This is a genomic window from Nocardia sp. NPDC058658, assembly GCF_042716665.1.
Taxonomy (GTDB): domain Bacteria; phylum Actinomycetota; class Actinomycetes; order Mycobacteriales; family Mycobacteriaceae; genus Nocardia.
This window is the reverse complement of the sequence record NZ_JBHXRR010000031.1, coordinates 1-15530: the sequence shown is the minus strand read 5'-3', so window position 1 is coordinate 15530 and position 15530 is coordinate 1. Positions and strand designations below refer to the sequence as shown.

The following is a 15530-nucleotide window of genomic DNA, read 5'->3' as shown; positions in this document are numbered from 1 at the left end:
ACCAGTGTCCACTCCCGCCCCGTTCGACTACGTCGTCACCGGTGCGACCGTCGTCTCCCACGACGGCCGACGCCGCCACGATGTGGCCATCCGCGACGGCCGGATCGCCGCGGTCGGCGAGCAACTCGCCACCGACGGCGTCCGCACCGTCGACGCGTCGGGTCTGCTCCTGCTGCCCGGCCTGGTCGACATGCACGTCCACCTGCGCGAACCAGGGATGACCGAGAAGGAGGACTTCGCCAGCGGCACCCGCGCGGCCGCGGCGGGTGGCGTGACGACCGTGGTCGACATGCCGAACACCAAACCGCCGGTCGCGACCGCCGAGCGGTACCGGCAGAAGCTGGAACTGGTGCGCGACAAGGCCTACGTCGACTTCGGGCTCTACGGCATGCTCGACCACGACAACGCCGACGAGATCGCCGGGATGGCCGAGCTGGGGGCCATGGGGTTCAAACTGTTCATGGGCCAGACCACCGGTGACAACCGCTGCCCGAACGATGCCGCCATCTTCCGCGGCCTCGAAGCGGCGGCCGCCGCCGACCTGGTCGTCGGTGTGCACGCCGAGAACGACCACCTGCTGCGGATGTTCGGTGATCGCCTGCAGGCCTCGGGGCGCAAGGACCCGCGCGCCCACCTCGAGGGCAGGCCCGCGTTCGTCGAGGTCGAGGCGGTCACCCGGATCATCACGATGGCCACCGAGGCGGGCACGAAGCTGCACATCCACCACCTGTCGACGGCGGTCGGCCTGCAGCGGGTGCTGGATCTGCGGGCCCAGGGCCACCGGGTCAGTGTCGAAGCGCTGGTGGCGCACCTGTTCCTCGACGACGACGCGTACGAGACCCACGGCAACCTGATCAAGCTCAACCCACCGATCCGGCCCGCGCGCGATGTGGACGCGCTGTGGGCCGGCATCGCGCGCGGTGACGTCGACATCATCGCCACCGATCACGCGCCGCACACCGCCGTCGAACAGGCCGAGGAAGATGTCTGGAAGGCCTACGGCGGCTTCATCGGGATCGAGACGATGCTGCCGTTGCTGCTCACGGCGGCCGCGCGGGGCAAGCTGCGGGTCGAGGACATCGTCCGGCTGTGCTCCTACCGGCCCGCCCAGCGGTGGTCGATGGCGAACAAGGGACAGATCGCGCCCGGCTTCGACGCCGACTTCGTGCTGGTCGATCCGACCACGGAAACCGTGCTCGACGCGGCGACCCTGCACTCCAAGCACAACGTCACCCCGTATCACGGGTGGCCGCTGGTCGGATCGGTGATCGCCACGTACCTGCGCGGCCGGTTGGTCTTCGAGAAGGGTGACATCATCGGTGCGCCGACCGGGCGCCAGATCATCCCCGCCCGGACACCGCACGCTGTCGCGCCGTGACCGCACGACATTCCGCACACCTGACCGAGGGAGACGCGTGAGCGATCATCAGACAAGCCTGCTCAGCGAGGGCTGCGACGGCGCGGGCACCCTGCGCAACGCCGTGGCGTACTGCCTCGCCGAACTGCCGACCGCACCGCAGGTGGCGACGGCGCCCGCGGTCGTCGCGGGCATCGGCACCACCGCACCGCACGCGCTGCACGGCGCCCTGCTGCTCGAGGCACTGGCCCAGTACGCGGTCCCCCTCGATCGCACGCTGCCGTTCACGGATCCGGCCGCACTCATCGCGGACGGTTCCTGGGATCTGGCACTCGTGCTGAGCCCGTGGAAACAACAGGTGGGGCCGCACCTGAGCGAACTGACCGCGTCGGCCGCCAGGACCGGCGTCGTCGACACCGTCGTTCGTGGCGGCGGCGCGCTGACCGGGGTGAACACCAACAGCTGGGCCGCGCAGGCGGCGATGGAAACCCTGCTGGGCGGACAGGTTCCGACCTCGATCGTGGTACTCGGTTCGGGTGGCTCGTCGAACTCGGTGGCGCTGGCGGCCCGACGCGCTTGGCCGACAACACGATTGGTCGGCAGCGCCCGAAACGCCGCCGCGCTGACCGGGTGGGCCGATCGCTTCGCCGCCGAGGCCGTCGCCCCCGACGAGCTGGCCGCGCTCTTCGCGAAGGACGCACCGACCCTGCTCGTCAACACCACCACCTGGGGCGAGACCGATGCCTCCGAGGATCAGCCGTTCGCCTTCGACTTCGCCGCGCTCACGGCGCCGGGCAACAGCTACTTCGATCTGAACAACCGCGTCTCCGCGCTGCAGACCGACGCGTTGCGAGCGGGCATGAACGTGATGTCGGGAACGTTCATGCAGCGGGCCACCAACGCCTGCCGGGCGGCGCTGCTGAAGGCGAGGCCGCTGTGACGACCTTCGGCACCGCGCGCGACAACGAGCCCACCAGTCTGCGCGAACGCGTGTACCGCTATCTGCGCCAGCAGATCACGACCGGTGAGTACGCGGGCGGCATCCGGCTCACCGAGGAACAGATCGCCGACGAACTCCAGGTGAGCCGCACGCCGATCCGGGAAGCGTTGCAGCGCTTGACCAGTGAGGGTCTCGTGCAGCGGGTGCGTCGTGGGCAACTGGTGGTCGTCGAGGTCGACGCCGCCGCGCGGGCCGAACTGCACGAACTGCGGGTCGCGTTCGACCAGGTGGCCGCGCGGATGATCAGCGCGAAAACCGAGACGGTCGACTGGGATTCGCTCTACGGGCTGCTCGACCCGCTCGCCGATGCGCTGCGCGAACACGGCGTCGGCAGCGCCAAGTACTCGATGGCCCATCTGGCCTTCCACATGGCCATCAACCGGGCCGCGTTCACCCCGATCACCTCGTCGTTCCTGGAACGCCAGGCGTTCCTGTATCCGACCGACGACTACGTCCAGCAGCCAGGGCACGAACCGATTTCGCAGCACCGCACGCTGCTGGACGACCTGTCCAGCGGTGATGTCGAGCGCGCCATCACCGCCGCGCGCATCCACGCGCTGCGCGGCCCGGGCAACACCACCCTGTAGATGAGGAGCTCCACCATGTCCGACGACACCGTCCGCATGTTCGTCAACGGCCAGGCCATGCGCGGCGGGGAGCTGCACGACGCACTCGCCTCCGCCCGCTTCGTCGGCCGGGTCCGCACCGCACCGGTGTACCGGTTCTTCGACTTCGACGACGTATTCCCCGGTCTGGCACCGGTTTCCGAGGGTGGCTGGTGTGTGCCCGGCGAGATCTACGAGGTGTCCTACCGCGAACTGCGCGAACAACTGCTGCCGCGCGAGCCCGCCGAACTGGAACTGTCGGTGATCGAGCTGGAGGACGGGCGCGGATCGCTGAGCATGGTGTGCCGTCGCCTGCCGGTCGGCGACGGGTCGGTGCGCGAGATCACCGCGGCGGGCGGCTGGCACGAACATCGCGCCGCCGCAGTCGACCGCTGATGATCGAAATACTCACGGCGGGGACAGATCCGGGCACGGCGGACCACTATCTGTGGTGCAGCCCGGACACCGTCAGTTGGGGAACGCTGCCTACCCCGGACACCCCCACGGTGCTCACCGTCGACAGCGGCGACACGGTCACCTTCGACACCCTCTCCCAGGAAGGGTTGATGGAGGATCAGGGCCGCGACCCGCTCGCCTATTTCGGGCAGTACGGTGTCGCCGCGCATCGAGTGCTGCCCGACGCCGTCGAGTTGGCGGCGTCGGATCTGCACCGGATGGCCGTTCCGCTGGGCCCGCATATCGTGCTCGGCCCGGTACAGGTTCGCGGCGCGCGCCCCGGTGACTGGCTGCGGGTGGACTTCCTCGATCTCACGCCGCGCGTGCCCTACGGCATCATCTCGACCCGGCACCAGCGTGGCGCGCTGCCGGAACTGTTGCCGCGCAGTGCCGATGGAGGTGCGGTGTCGGTGTTGAGCAAGTTCTGCGCGCTCGACGAGCCCGCCACCTCCGCGACGTTCGGCTACGCCACCGGACACGCCTCGATCGGTCTGGCACCGTTCATGGGCCTGTGCGGGGTAACCCCTTCGGGCAGTACGGCATTGAGCACGATCCCGCCCGGGGCGTTCGGCGGGAACATCGATATCCGCGAGATCGTCGCCGGAACATCGCTGTTCCTGCCGGTGCAGGTCGACGGGGCGGGTTTCTATCTCGGCGACCCGCACTTCGCGCAGGGCAACGGCGAGATCGCCCTGACCGCGTTGGAAGGCTCGCTGCGCGCGACCGCACGGCTCACCATCGTGAATTCCGGTCTCCCCCAGCACGCGTCGTTCCCCTTCGTCGAAACCGATGACCACTGGGTCGTGCTCGGCATGGATGCCGACCTCGATGTCGCGATGCGCCACTGCGCCCGGCTCGCGGTCGAGTTCCTCGCCTCCTACACCGGCATGACCCCGACAGATGCGTACCTGTATCTCAGTGCCGCAGGCGACTTCTCGGTGACGCAGGTCGTCGACCTCGTCAAGGGCGTGCACTGCTCGATCAGAAAACGCGACTTCACCCACTGACCTGCGGGAGCAGCCTTGCTCGACATCTCACCTCAGCCCCGGTCCGCGACCATGCGCCGCGCCGACGGACTCCCCGTCGCGATACTGCGCAACGCGCGACTGCCCGACGGCCGCACCGTCGACGTCCAGCTCGCCGACGGCGTGGTCACCGCCGTGACGCCCGCGACCGAGTCCGCGCCCGGTGACCGCGACCTCGATCTCACCGGCCACCTGCTGCTCACCGCACCGGCCGAGCCGCACGCCCACCTCGACAAGGCACTGTCGTTCGACGAGATCCGCCCGCCCATGGGCGATCTCGGCGCGGCGATCCGCGCCTGGGAGGATCACACGCCGAGGCTGACGGTCGAGAGCATCGCCGAGCGTGCGCGCCGCGCGGCGCTGCGCCTGCTCGCCAACGGGACCACGGCGGTACGCACCCACGTCAACCTGCTGCGCGGGGACGACCCGCTGCGCGGTGTCCGCGCGCTCGTCTCGGTGCGCGACGAACTCGCCGACCTGATGGATATCCAACTCGTCGCGCTGACGCCCTACGTGGTCGGCGACGACGCCTTGCACGAGGCGATCGATCTCGGTGTCGACTTCGTCGGCGGACACCCACACCAGACACCGGACCCCAGCGGCAATCTGCAGCGCCTGCTCGCGGTCGCGGTCGCTCGCGGGGTCGGTGTCGACATGCACACCGACGAGCGGCTCGACCCCACCATGCTGACGCTCGAGGAACTGGCTCACACGGTTCGTGACTGGACGCTGCCCGTGACAGCCAGCCACTGCGTGAGTCTCGGTATGCTCGACCCCGAAACCCTTGCACGCGTGGTCAGTTCGGTCGAAGCGGCGGGCGTCGGGATCGTCACACTGCCGATCACCAACCTCTATCTACAAGGCCGCGACAATCCGAGCGCGACCCCGCGCGGCATCACCGCGGCCCGCGCGCTGCTCGACGCGGGCGTCCGGCTGGCCGCGGGCGCTGACAACGTGCGCGACCCGTACAACCCGATGGGACGCAGCGATGCGATGGAGACGGCGATGCTGCTGGTGACCGCCGCCCACCTCACCCCGCAGGAGGCATATCACGCGGTGAGCGCCGGCGCCCGCGACGTCATGGGGCTGCCGGTCGCCGGCGTGGAGGTCGGCGCGCGGGCGGATCTGCTGGCGATCCGCGGGCTGAACCTCGAGGACGCGATGGCCTGTGCGCCGGTCGACCGTGTGGTGCTGCATCGCGGCAGGCTCGTCTCGGTCAGCCGCTCCGAGCAGTCGATCGCCGCGCCGGGGTAGAGCCTGAGCCGCACGGGGTTCGGACTCGACGGCGCGGGCGATCGGAAACGCCGACTACCGCTGTTCCTACCCGCCGAACACGCGCTCGACGACCGCTTTGGCGCGCCGGGTGATGCGCATGTAGGTGTCGAGGAATTCGCTGCCGTCGTCGTTGGGCCAGCCCGCTACCCGGGCGACCGCGGACAGCAGTTTGCCGGGCCCGGGCAGTTGGTCGGACGGTTTGCCCTTGACCAGCACGAGGGCATTGCGGGCGGCGGTCGCGGTGATCCACGATTCGCGCAGCAGCGCGACGTCCTCGGGGTCGAGGATCCCCTCGGCCTCGATCACGTCGAGTGACTGCAGGGTCGAGGTGTTGTGCAGGGCGGGGACCTCGTGCGCGTGGCGCAACTGCAGCAGCTGGACGGTCCATTCGATATCGGCGAGGCCACCGCGACCCAGCTTGGTGTGGGTGGACGGGTTGGCGCCGCGCGGGAGGCGTTCGGCATCGACGCGGGCCTTGATGCGGCGGATCTCGCGCACCGACTCCTCCGACACCCCACCGGTCGGGTACCGGATCGGGTCGATGACGTGCAAGAAGCGCACGCCAAGATCCTGATCGCCCGCCACCTGGTGTGCGCGCAGCAGCGCCTGCACCTCCCACGGTTGGGCCCATTGCGCGTAGTAGGCCTGATAAGCCGCCAGCGTGCGAACCAGGGGCCCGTTGCGGCCTTCGGGGCGCAGGCCCGCGTCCACCTGCAGTGGCGGGTCGACGCTCGGTGCGCCGAGTAGCCGCTGCACCTGTTCGGCGATCCCGTTGGCCCACTTCACGGCGGTGGCCTCGTCCTCGCCGGGGCGCGGATCACAGACGAACAGCACGTCGGCGTCGGAGCCGTAGCCCAGTTCCATGCCACCGAGCCTGCCCATGCCGATCACCGCGAAGTCGGCGGGCGCCGGTGCGCCGCGTTCGGCCTCCGATGCCCGGATGACCGCACTCAGCGCCGCTTCCAGGACCGCGACCCACACCGACGACAGCGCCGCGCACACCTGCGCGACGTCGAGCAGGCCGAGCACGTCGGCCGAGGCCACACGGGCCAGTTCGTGGCGGCGCAGCGAACGTGCCGCTGCCACGGCACGTTTCGGGTCGTCGTAGCGGGCGGCCGCGGTCTGCATGCCGCGGGCGACGTCTTCGGTCTTGGTCTCGAGCAGCTGCGGGCCGCTGGGTCCGTCGGCGTACATGCGGATGGTGTCGGGAGCGTTGATCAGCAGATCGGGCAGGTACTCCGAGGAGCCGAGCACGATCATCAGCCGTTGCGCGACGGCGCCCTCGTCACGGAGTTCGCGCAGGAACCAGATCTGGTCGTCGAGGCCTTCCGACACCCGGCGGTACGCGAGCAGGCCCGCGTCGGGATTCGGTGTGTCACCGAGCCATTCGAGCAGAGTCGGCAGCAGCAGCGCCTGGATGCGACCCTTGCGCGAGACTCCGCCGGTGAGCGCTTTGAGGTGGCCGAGCGCGTTGGCCGGTGCGGCGTAGCCGAGGGCGGCGAGCTGGCGGACGGCGGCGTCGGGGCTCAGGCGCAGGGCGTCGGAATCCATCCGGGCGACGGCGTCGAGCAGCGGACGGTAGAACAGTTTCGCGTGCAGGCGCCGCACCCGCACAGCGTTGCGGCGGATCTCGGTGTCGAGCACACCGACGGCGTCCTGGCGCCCGTCGGGGCGGATGTGGGCGGCGCGGGCCAGCCAGCGCAGGCCGTCAGCGTCGTCGGCGGCGGGCAGGGTGTGGGTGCGCTTGAGCCGCTGCAGTTGCAGGCGGTGTTCGAGCAGGCGCAGGAATTCGTAGGAGGCCGCGAGGTTGGCGGCGTCGTCACGGCCGACGTAACCGCCCGCGGCCAGGGCCGTGAGCGCCTCGATCGTGTTGGTCACGTGCAGTGCGTCGTCGACCCGGCCGTGCACCAATTGCAGGAGCTGGACGGCGAATTCGACATCGCGCAGGCTGCCCGCGCCGAGTTTGAGTTCGCGCTCGCGCATGTCGGCGGGAACGAGGTCCTCGACCCGGCGGCGCATGGCTTGGACGTCGGCGACGAAGTCGGGGCGTTCGGACGCGGTCCACACCATCGGCATCAGCGCGTCGCGGTACTGCTTGCCGAGCTCCAGATCGCCGGTCATCGGCCGGTTCTTCAGCAGCGCCTGGAACTCCCAGGTACGCGCCCACCGCTTGTAGTAGGCGAGGTGGGAGTCGAGGGTGCGGACAAGGGCGCCCGCTTTGCCTTCCGGGCGCAGGGCGGCGTCGACCTCGAAGAAGGCCGAGCTCGCGACGCTCATCATCTCCGCGGCCAGCCGGGTCGCGGTCGCGTCGGCCGGTTCGGCGACGAACACCACGTCGACATCGCTGACGTAATTCAGTTCGCGCGCACCGCATTTGCCCATCGCGATCACGGCCAGACGCACCGGCAGCTCACCGTTCTTGCACACCCGGGCGATCGCGACGGACAGGGCTGCGGTCAGCGCGGCGTCGGCCAGATCCGACAGGTGTTTGCCGACCAGCAGATACGGCGGTACCGGTTCGTTCTCGACCGTGGAGGCGAGGTCGACCGCGGCCAGCAGCATCAGCTGATCGCGATATCTGCTGCGCAACAACGCCACTGCCTCGGGACCGGCGATCCCGGCACGGAAAAGCAACGGCCCCGCGTTGGGTCCGGTTTCCGGGGTGGCGTCGACGGCGTCGAGCAGATCGGCGATCAGCGCGGCCCGGGTGGGAAGCTGCTCTGTGCGTAGCACTTTCCACGCGGCGGGCGCCGCGACCAGATGATCACCGAAGGCCGTCGACGAGCCGAGCAACCCGAACAGCCTGCCCCGCAACGTCGTATCGGAGCGGATGGCCGAATCCAGTTCGGGCCAGGCGTCGTCGAGCGATTCGCGCAGCCGCACGAGCGTGGACAGGGCGAGATCGGCATCGGGCGAACGCGACAGTGCCCAGAGCACGGGCACACCGTCGACGTTGTCCCAGCCGAGTTGGTGCAGTGAAGCCGCTGCCGTCGGTTCGAGTAAACCGAGCCGGCCGACGCCGGGAACAGCGGAGCGGGCAGTCGGTGGCCGGACCATAAGGTTAAAACTACTACGCCACCGACTGCGTCACATCACAAGCTCAGGTACTCCTTGAGCTCCCAGGGGGTCACCTGCGAGCGATAGTCGGCCCATTCGCGACGCTTGTTGCGCAGGAAGAAGTCGAAGACGTGCTCGCCGAGAGTCTCGGCCACCAGCTCCGAACGCTCCATCGCCTGCAGCGCCTCGTCGAGGGTGCCGGGCAGCGTGCGGAAACCCATGGCGCGACGCTCGGCGTCGGTCAGCGACCACACGTCGTCTTCGGCCTCGGGCGGCAGGGTGTAGCCCTTTTCGATGCCGCGCAAACCGGCGGCCAGCAGCACCGCGAAGGTCAGGTACGGGTTGCAGGCCGAGTCTGGGCTGCGGATCTCGACGCGACGCGAGGACGACTTGTTCGGGGTGTACATCGGCACGCGCACCAGCGCCGACCGGTTCGACCGACCCCAGGAGGCCGCGGTGGGGGCTTCGCCGCCGTGGATCAGGCGCTTGTAGGAGTTGACCCACTGGTTGCTGATCGCGCTGATCTCGGGGGCGTGCTCGAGGATGCCCGCGATGAACGACCGCGCGGTGCCCGAGAGGTTGTTCGGATCGTCGGGGTCGGCGAAGGCGTTGTTCTCGCCCTCGAACAGGCTCATGTGGGTGTGCATGGCCGAGCCCGGGTACTGGGAGAACGGCTTGGGCATGAACGTCGCGCGCACGCCCTCGTCGATCGCGACCTCTTTGATCAGGTAGCGGAAGGTCATCACGTTGTCGGCCATCGATAACGCGTCGGCGTAGCGCAGGTCGATCTCCTGCTGGCCGGGGGCGCCCTCGTGGTGGCTGAACTCGACCGAGATGCCCATCGATTCGAGCGAGTCGATGGCGTGGCGGCGGAAGTTCGGCGCCGAGTCGTGCACGGCCTGGTCGAAGAAGCCGCCGTTGTCGGCCGGGGTCGGCTCGTAGCCGTCCTTGAGCTCGTTCTTCAGCAGGAAGAACTCGATCTCGGGGTGCACGTAGCAGCTGAAGCCCGCGTCGGCGGCCTTGTTCAGCTGACGGCGCAGCACGTGGCGCGGGTCGGCCCAGGACGGCGAACCGTCGGGCATGGTGATGTCGCAGAACATCCGCGCCGAGTGCTGGTGGCCCTTGGAGCTGGCCCACGGCAGCACCTGGAAGGTCGACGGATCGGGCCGCGCGACCATGTCGGCCTCGGAGACGCGGGCGAAGCCTTCGATGGCCGACCCGTCGAAACCGATGCCTTCCTCGAAGGCGCCTTCGAGCTCGGCGGGGGCGATGGCGACGGACTTGAGGTAGCCCAGCACATCGGTGAACCAGAGACGGACGAAGCGGATATCCCGCTCTTCGAGCGTCCGCAGCACGAATTCCTTCTGGCGATCCATACCGGCGAGCGTAAGCACCCGGCGTTAAATCCGTGTTACATACGCGGACGGGTTTGCGATCTCGTCACATCGTTCGCACATCTCACCGGCTACGACGGGGCGTGGTGAGAAAAAGTCGGTCTCAGCATGTGAGACCGGGAGCGGGCGTGGCGAGATCGACGAGGTAGTTGATCACCGCGTCGTCGAGGCACTTGTCCCCCGCCACGAGCGCGGCGGTGTGCCGATTGCCGCGGAAGGTGATCAGGTCCGCGCCGAGCTGGGCGGCCAGGTCGACGCCCGCCTGATAGGGCGTGGCCGGGTCCTCGGTCGTCGAGACCACCACGGTCTTGGGCAGGCCGGGCGCCGAGATGCGGTGCGGGGAGCTGGTGTTGGCGACCGGCCAGGCGGCGCACAGTTCCAGCGGGGCGGCGCCGGTCCCCTTGCCGTCGTCGAGGAACGGCGCAGCCTTGCGGTACTCGGCATCCTGACGGCCTGCCACGGCGGGGTCGGTGATGCGGGGGTCGTCGATGCAGCGGATCGCGTTGAAGGCGTCCTGGGTATTGGAGTACGTGCCGTCGGCGCGGCGGCCGTCGTACATATCGGCCAGTTGCAGCAGGGTGTCGCCGTGTCCGTCGCGCAGTTCGGTGAGGCCCTGGGTGAGGATTTCCCACAGTTCGTCGCTGTAGAGGGCCTGCTGGACGCCGGTGATGGCGTCGTTGTAGCTGAGGCCGCGCGGATCGTCGGTCCGCGCCGGGGTCCGCTCGAGCGGGCCCACCAGTTCGCGGAAGCGTGGGACGGCCTGGGCAGGATCGGTGCCGAGGGGGCAGTCGGCGTTCCCGGCGCAGTCGGCGGCGTAGGCGTTGAACACGCCTTGGAAGCCGGCTGCCTGGCGCAGTGATTCCTGGACCGGATCCTGGGAGGAATCGACCGCGCCGTCGAGTACCAGCGCGCGCACGTTCTGCGGGTACTTCTCGGCGTAGGCCGAGCCGAGCCGGGTGCCGTAGGAGTAGCCCAGGTAGCTCAGTTTCGCGTCGCCGAGCACGGCCCGCATGATGTCCATGTCCTGGATCGCCTCGCGGGTGCCGACATGTCCGAGCAGCTCGACGCCCGTGCGCTGGGCGCAGCGGTCGGCGTATTCGCGGTTGTCGGCTTCGGCGTCGGCGATGCCCGCCGGGGTGTTGTCGGTGGGCGGCTCGGCGCGTTCGGCGTCGGCCTGTTGCGGGGTCAGGCAGACGATCGCGGGCTGCGACGAGCCGACACCGCGCGGATCGAACCCGACCCGATCGAACTTCTCGGCCAGCTCGGTGCGCGTGCCGACACCGACCATCGACAGCCCGGAAACACCGGGACCGCCCGGGTTCATCAGCAGCGAGCCGACCTTCCGACCGGTGGCCGGGATCCGGGAAAGCGCGATCTGGGCGGTCGGGCCGTCCGGGCGCGCGTAATCGATCGGCACGGTGATCCGCGCGCACTCGGTCTTGGGCGGCAGCCGATCCTCCTGGCTGCCGAATCCCTCGCACGAGCCCCAGCTGATCTGCTGGTCGTAGAAGGTGTTCAGGCCCGGCGGCGGTGGCGGCAGTTCAGCGCGCGGGGTGCTGTCCTGGCCGGTACTGCATCCGGTGAGGATCAACGCAGAGACAGCGCCGAGGAGCACGACGAGCCGGCCTCGCTGCACAGTGGGCCCACCTTTCCGCGCCCTACGGCGCACACGATGCGCCCGAAAGCGGGCTCGCAACACGGTAGCCGAATCGACGGTGTGACCGATCACACCGCCATCGGGGCTTAAACCAGTGCGTGCGCAGGTGGCACACTGGGAGGGTCAGAAAAGCCCGGGGACCCGGTATGGGCCTCGAGGAACCAGACGAAAGGGACGATGATGTCCGTATCCGATGAGCAGAGTCCTGCCTACGGTGCCACTCCCGTCGACGCTGTCCCCACCAAGCAGCCGCGCCGCAAGACCCGCGTCCAGCATCTGCAGCAGATGAAGGTCGAGGGCGAGCGCTGGTCGATGTTGACGGCCTACGACTATTCGTCCGCCCGGCTGTTCGAGGAAGCCGGTATCCCCGTTCTGCTGGTCGGCGATTCCGCCGCCAATGTCGTCTACGGCTACGACACCACCGTGCCGATCACCGTCGACGAGCTCATCCCGCTCGTGCGCGGAGTCGTTCGTGGCGCCCCGCACGCGCTGGTCGTGGCCGACCTGCCGTTCGGGACCTACGAGTCCTCGCCGCAGCAGGCACTGGCCACCGCCATCCGCTTCATGAAGGAAGGCGGCGCACACGCGGTGAAGCTCGAGGGCGGCGAACGTGTCGCCGAGCAGATCGCGTTGATCACCTCCGCCGGCATCCCCGTGATGGCCCACATCGGGTTCACCCCGCAGAGCGTGAACACCCTGGGCGGTTTCCGGGTCCAGGGCCGTGGCGACGGCGCCGAGCAGCTGGTCGCCGACGCGATCGCCGTGCAGGAAGCCGGCGCGTTCTCGGTGGTCATGGAAATGGTCCCCGCCGACATCGCGGGCCAGGTCACCCGCAAACTGACCATCCCCACCGTCGGCATCGGCGCAGGCGCGGACTGCGACGCCCAGGTCCTGGTCTGGCAGGACATGGCCGGCTACACCAGCGGCAAAACCGCCAAGTTCGTCAAGCGCTTCGGCAACGTAGGCGACGAACTCCGCACCGCCGCAGCCACCTACGCCGCCGAAGTCCGCCAGGGCACCTTCCCCGGACCAGAACACAGCTTCTGACCAACGCCACACCGCACACCCCAACCCGCCATAACCGCACCCCAACCAGCCACACCGTAAACCCCAGTTCCGCCATGACCGCACTCCCAACCCCGCACCTGCGACCCATAGGGAGCAGCGGCCACGAAGTGGCCGGTCGCGGCCCCGAGGGGCCGCGACTCGAGCGCGCCAGCGCTCCAACAAACACAGCCCCAAACCTCTGGAACAACCAGACCCCGATTCCCTGCCGACCTTTCCCACACCGTCGCACCCCCCGCACCAATGGCAGACTCGATAGCGACAACTGTTCGACTATCAGAGGTACCGATGCCGCGACGCCGTTGGATTTCTCGTTCTGTGCTGATGATGGCGGGTTCGCTCGCTGTCGCCTCCCTGACCGCCTGTGGAGGTGTGCAACCGGCCCCGTCCGGCAGCGCGGCCACCACCACGTCGGCCGCGGCGACGACCGCCCCTGCGGAGACCCTGACGATCAGTCCCTCGTCGGCGACCCAGCTGTGCGACATGATCAAGCCCGAGCTGTCCAACTTCCGCGTGCAGGGCCCCACCCTCGGCCGGATCTCGCTCAACGCCATGGTCCACGACTGGGGCCTGCGCAACGGCGGCATCAACGGTCACGTGCTCGCCGACAAGGCGATGATCGACCGGGTGACCACCGAGAGCTGCCCCGAGGTGCGGACCGAGGCGCTCACCGCCCTCGAATTGCCCTCCCTCGCCGCCGGATTGGCGTTCTGATGCGCACCCTCTACCCCGAGATCGAACCGTTCGAGCAGGGCCTGCTCGATGTCGGTGACGGCCAATCGGTGTACTGGGAGGTCAGCGGCAATCCCGACGGCAAGCCCGTGGTGTTCGTGCACGGCGGGCCCGGCGGCGGCACCGGTCCGCTGCAACGGCGCTTCTTCGATCCGGCCGTGTACCGGATCGTGCTGTTCGATCAGCGCGGCTGCGGAAAGTCCATGCCGCACATCGCCGATGGGGCGAGCCTGGACGACAACACCACGCCGAATCTGATCGCCGACATGGAACTGCTGCGCGAGCGGCTCGGGATCGACCGCTGGCAGGTATTCGGCGGTTCGTGGGGCTCCACCCTCGGACTGGCGTACGCCCAAGCGCATCCGGAGCGGGTGACCGAGTTGGTGCTGCGCGGCATCTTCTTGTTGCGGCGCAAGGAGATCGACTGGTACTACAACGGCGCCGCGGGCAATGTGTACCCCGCCGAGTGGGCGAAATTCCTGGCCCAGATACCCGCCGACGAACGCGACGAGGACTTCGTCGAGGTGTATCACCGACTGCTGCATTCCCCCGATCCGCAGGTCGCCCTCGATGCCGCCGTCGCCTGGTCGACGTGGGAGGGCGCGACGAGTTCGCTGCTCCCGCAACCGGATCGGGTCGCCGAAACCGCCGAGGCCCGCTTCGCGCTCGCCTTCGCCCGGATCGAAAACCACTATTTTCGCCACGGCGGGTTCCTCGAGGAGGGACAGTTGCTGCGAGACATAGATCGGATCGCCGACATCCCCGGTGTGATCGTGCAGGGCCGCCACGACATCGTGTGCCCCGCGGTGAGCGCATGGGATCTGCACAACGCGTGGCCGTCCTCGACCCTGCACATCGTCGAGGACGCCGGACACACCGCGCACGAGCCCGGCATCACCCATCACCTGGTGGAGGCGACCGACACGTTCGGAAAGCGAGGCTGACATCATGGCGCCGAAAGCCGGAAAAGCCGTCGTCGCGGCACTGTGCGAGGACATCGACCGGCTGTTCGCCGCCGAACCCGATGTGCGCGCCGATGCCTACGATTCGGTGCATCAGATGCGGGTGGCCACGCGCAGGCTGCGCAGTGTGCTGCGTTCCTATCGCAAGCTGTTCGACGCCGACGAGGCCGCCACCACCGAAGCCGAACTGAAGTGGCTGGCGGACCTGCTCGGCGTGGCCCGCGACGCCGAGGTGCGCGGTGAGCGGTTCACCGATCTGCTCGCCGAGTACGACGAGGTCCCGGCCGAGGTCACCGAGGCGCTGGTCGTCGCTGCCCGTCAGGCCTACACCGATGCGCACGCCGAGATCCTGACCGCGTTGGACGGCAAGCGTTACCGCCGCCTGCGCAAGGTCCTCGACACCTGGCGCACTGATCCCCCCCTGTCCCCCGAACTCGCCCGCGACGACGCGTCGGCAGTCTTCGACAATGTCCTACGCCGCGACCGCAAACGCCTGCGCAAACTGGTCTTCGCCGAACCCACCGCCACCCCCGCCGACCGCGTGGAACTCCTGCACGACATCCGCAAGGGCGCCAAGCGTTTACGCTATTCCTGCGAAGCCGCGAGCACAGTCCTCGGCCCCGACGCCACCGACCTGGGCGCCCGCGCCAAACGCCTGCAATCGGTCCTCGGCGACCACCGCGACGCCGTCGAATCCCGCGAAGCGATCCTGGCCGTGGCCGAGGGCACCCAAGCCCCCGCTTCTACGGTCTACGAACTCCTCGCCGACACCGAAGAGGCAGCCGCGGGCCGAGCCATCGCCCACTACCCCGCAGCCGCAGCATTCATCAGCGCCGCCAACTAACAGACCCATCCCACACCACACACCCCAGATCCGGCCATCCCGACATTCCCAGCCCCGCACGACCCGACCTCGAGGAGGGTCCCGCCGCGCAGCGGCGGTAG

Annotated in this window: 13 protein-coding genes; 10 read left to right on the top strand and 3 right to left on the bottom strand. The window is 69.0% G+C overall.

Translation table 11 applies throughout. The annotated features are described in order from the left end of the window. Positions 1 to 4: 4 nt before the first annotated feature. The 6 genes from allB to ACFWUP_RS28830 are packed head-to-tail and all read left to right on the top strand — an operon-like array spanning position 5 to position 5697. Entirely contained in the window at positions 5 to 1378 is a 1374-nt protein-coding gene (gene allB, locus ACFWUP_RS28855) for an allantoinase AllB (RefSeq protein WP_379239127.1), read from the top strand. A gap of 37 nt (positions 1379 to 1415) precedes the next feature. Further along, positions 1416 to 2297 carry a hypothetical protein gene (locus tag ACFWUP_RS28850; RefSeq protein ID WP_379239126.1) on the top strand — a complete coding sequence of 294 codons (882 nt, stop codon included), beginning with the start codon at positions 1416 to 1418 and terminating at the stop codon, positions 2295 to 2297. After that, positions 2294 to 2944 (top strand): GntR family transcriptional regulator, encoded by a 651-nt coding sequence (locus ACFWUP_RS28845; protein ID WP_266299088.1) that lies wholly within the window; start codon positions 2294 to 2296, stop codon positions 2942 to 2944. The genes ACFWUP_RS28850 and ACFWUP_RS28845 overlap by 4 nt, the downstream gene beginning before the upstream one ends. Before the next feature lie 15 nt (positions 2945 to 2959). Then, on the top strand, positions 2960 to 3358 hold the full coding sequence (locus ACFWUP_RS28840; protein ID WP_379239125.1) for a gamma-glutamylcyclotransferase: 399 nt from the start codon (positions 2960 to 2962) through the stop codon (positions 3356 to 3358). After that, positions 3358 to 4425: an acetamidase/formamidase family protein gene (locus tag ACFWUP_RS28835; protein WP_379239124.1), complete on the top strand. Its 1068-nt coding sequence runs from the start codon at positions 3358 to 3360 to the stop codon at positions 4423 to 4425. The genes ACFWUP_RS28840 and ACFWUP_RS28835 overlap by 1 nt, the downstream gene beginning before the upstream one ends. A gap of 15 nt (positions 4426 to 4440) precedes the next feature. Beyond that, positions 4441 to 5697 (top strand): amidohydrolase family protein, encoded by a 1257-nt coding sequence (locus ACFWUP_RS28830; RefSeq protein ID WP_379239123.1) that lies wholly within the window; start codon positions 4441 to 4443, stop codon positions 5695 to 5697. Positions 5698 to 5763: 66 nt separating this feature from the next. Here ACFWUP_RS28830 and ACFWUP_RS28825 read toward each other — a convergent pair whose 3' ends face one another. The 3 genes from ACFWUP_RS28825 to ACFWUP_RS28815 form a co-directional block, all read right to left on the bottom strand. After that, positions 5764 to 8775: a bifunctional [glutamine synthetase] adenylyltransferase/[glutamine synthetase]-adenylyl-L-tyrosine phosphorylase gene (locus ACFWUP_RS28825; protein ID WP_379239122.1), complete on the bottom strand. Its 3012-nt coding sequence runs from the start codon at positions 8773 to 8775 to the stop codon at positions 5764 to 5766. A 35-nt stretch (positions 8776 to 8810) separates the two neighbouring features. Beyond that, the gene (gene glnA / locus ACFWUP_RS28820; protein ID WP_379239121.1) at positions 8811 to 10151 is read right to left on the bottom strand and encodes a type I glutamate--ammonia ligase; all 1341 of its coding nucleotides are present in this window, start codon (positions 10149 to 10151) and stop codon (positions 8811 to 8813) included. A 121-nt stretch (positions 10152 to 10272) separates the two neighbouring features. Further along, entirely contained in the window at positions 10273 to 11805 is a 1533-nt protein-coding gene (locus tag ACFWUP_RS28815) for an alpha/beta hydrolase (protein WP_379239120.1), read from the bottom strand. A 201-nt stretch (positions 11806 to 12006) separates the two neighbouring features. On the opposite strand from ACFWUP_RS28815, the gene panB reads away from it, so the two are divergent. From panB to ACFWUP_RS28795, 4 genes are all read left to right on the top strand, one after another. Continuing rightward, positions 12007 to 12873: a 3-methyl-2-oxobutanoate hydroxymethyltransferase gene (panB, locus tag ACFWUP_RS28810; protein WP_379239119.1), complete on the top strand. Its 867-nt coding sequence runs from the start codon at positions 12007 to 12009 to the stop codon at positions 12871 to 12873. Between the two features lie 306 nt (positions 12874 to 13179). Beyond that, entirely contained in the window at positions 13180 to 13605 is a 426-nt protein-coding gene (locus tag ACFWUP_RS28805) for a hypothetical protein (RefSeq protein ID WP_379239118.1), read from the top strand. Continuing rightward, entirely contained in the window at positions 13605 to 14567 is a 963-nt protein-coding gene (gene pip / locus ACFWUP_RS28800) for a prolyl aminopeptidase (RefSeq protein WP_379239117.1), read from the top strand. Before ACFWUP_RS28805 ends, pip begins: the two co-directional genes overlap by 1 nt. A 4-nt stretch (positions 14568 to 14571) precedes the next feature. Further along, complete coding sequence (locus tag ACFWUP_RS28795) at positions 14572 to 15429, top strand: CHAD domain-containing protein (protein ID WP_379239116.1); 858 nt, start codon at positions 14572 to 14574, stop codon at positions 15427 to 15429. Positions 15430 to 15530 lie beyond the last annotated feature (101 nt).

What these genes read in the sequence shown, in the direction of transcription:
- panB (WP_379239119.1), top strand. Translation starts at nt 12,007, where the DNA reads ATGTCCGTATCCGATGAGCAGAGTCCTGCCTACGGTGCCACTCCCGTC.
- ACFWUP_RS28840 (WP_379239125.1), top strand. Translation starts at nt 2,960, where the DNA reads ATGTCCGACGACACCGTCCGCATGTTCGTCAACGGCCAGGCCATGCGC.
- ACFWUP_RS28835 (WP_379239124.1), top strand. Translation starts at nt 3,358, where the DNA reads ATGATCGAAATACTCACGGCGGGGACAGATCCGGGCACGGCGGACCAC.
- pip (WP_379239117.1), top strand. Translation starts at nt 13,605, where the DNA reads ATGCGCACCCTCTACCCCGAGATCGAACCGTTCGAGCAGGGCCTGCTC.
- ACFWUP_RS28805 (WP_379239118.1), top strand. Translation starts at nt 13,180, where the DNA reads ATGCCGCGACGCCGTTGGATTTCTCGTTCTGTGCTGATGATGGCGGGT.
- ACFWUP_RS28825 (WP_379239122.1), bottom strand. Translation starts at nt 8,775, where the DNA reads ATGGTCCGGCCACCGACTGCCCGCTCCGCTGTTCCCGGCGTCGGCCGG.
- glnA (WP_379239121.1), bottom strand. Translation starts at nt 10,151, where the DNA reads ATGGATCGCCAGAAGGAATTCGTGCTGCGGACGCTCGAAGAGCGGGAT.
- ACFWUP_RS28795 (WP_379239116.1), top strand. Translation starts at nt 14,572, where the DNA reads ATGGCGCCGAAAGCCGGAAAAGCCGTCGTCGCGGCACTGTGCGAGGAC.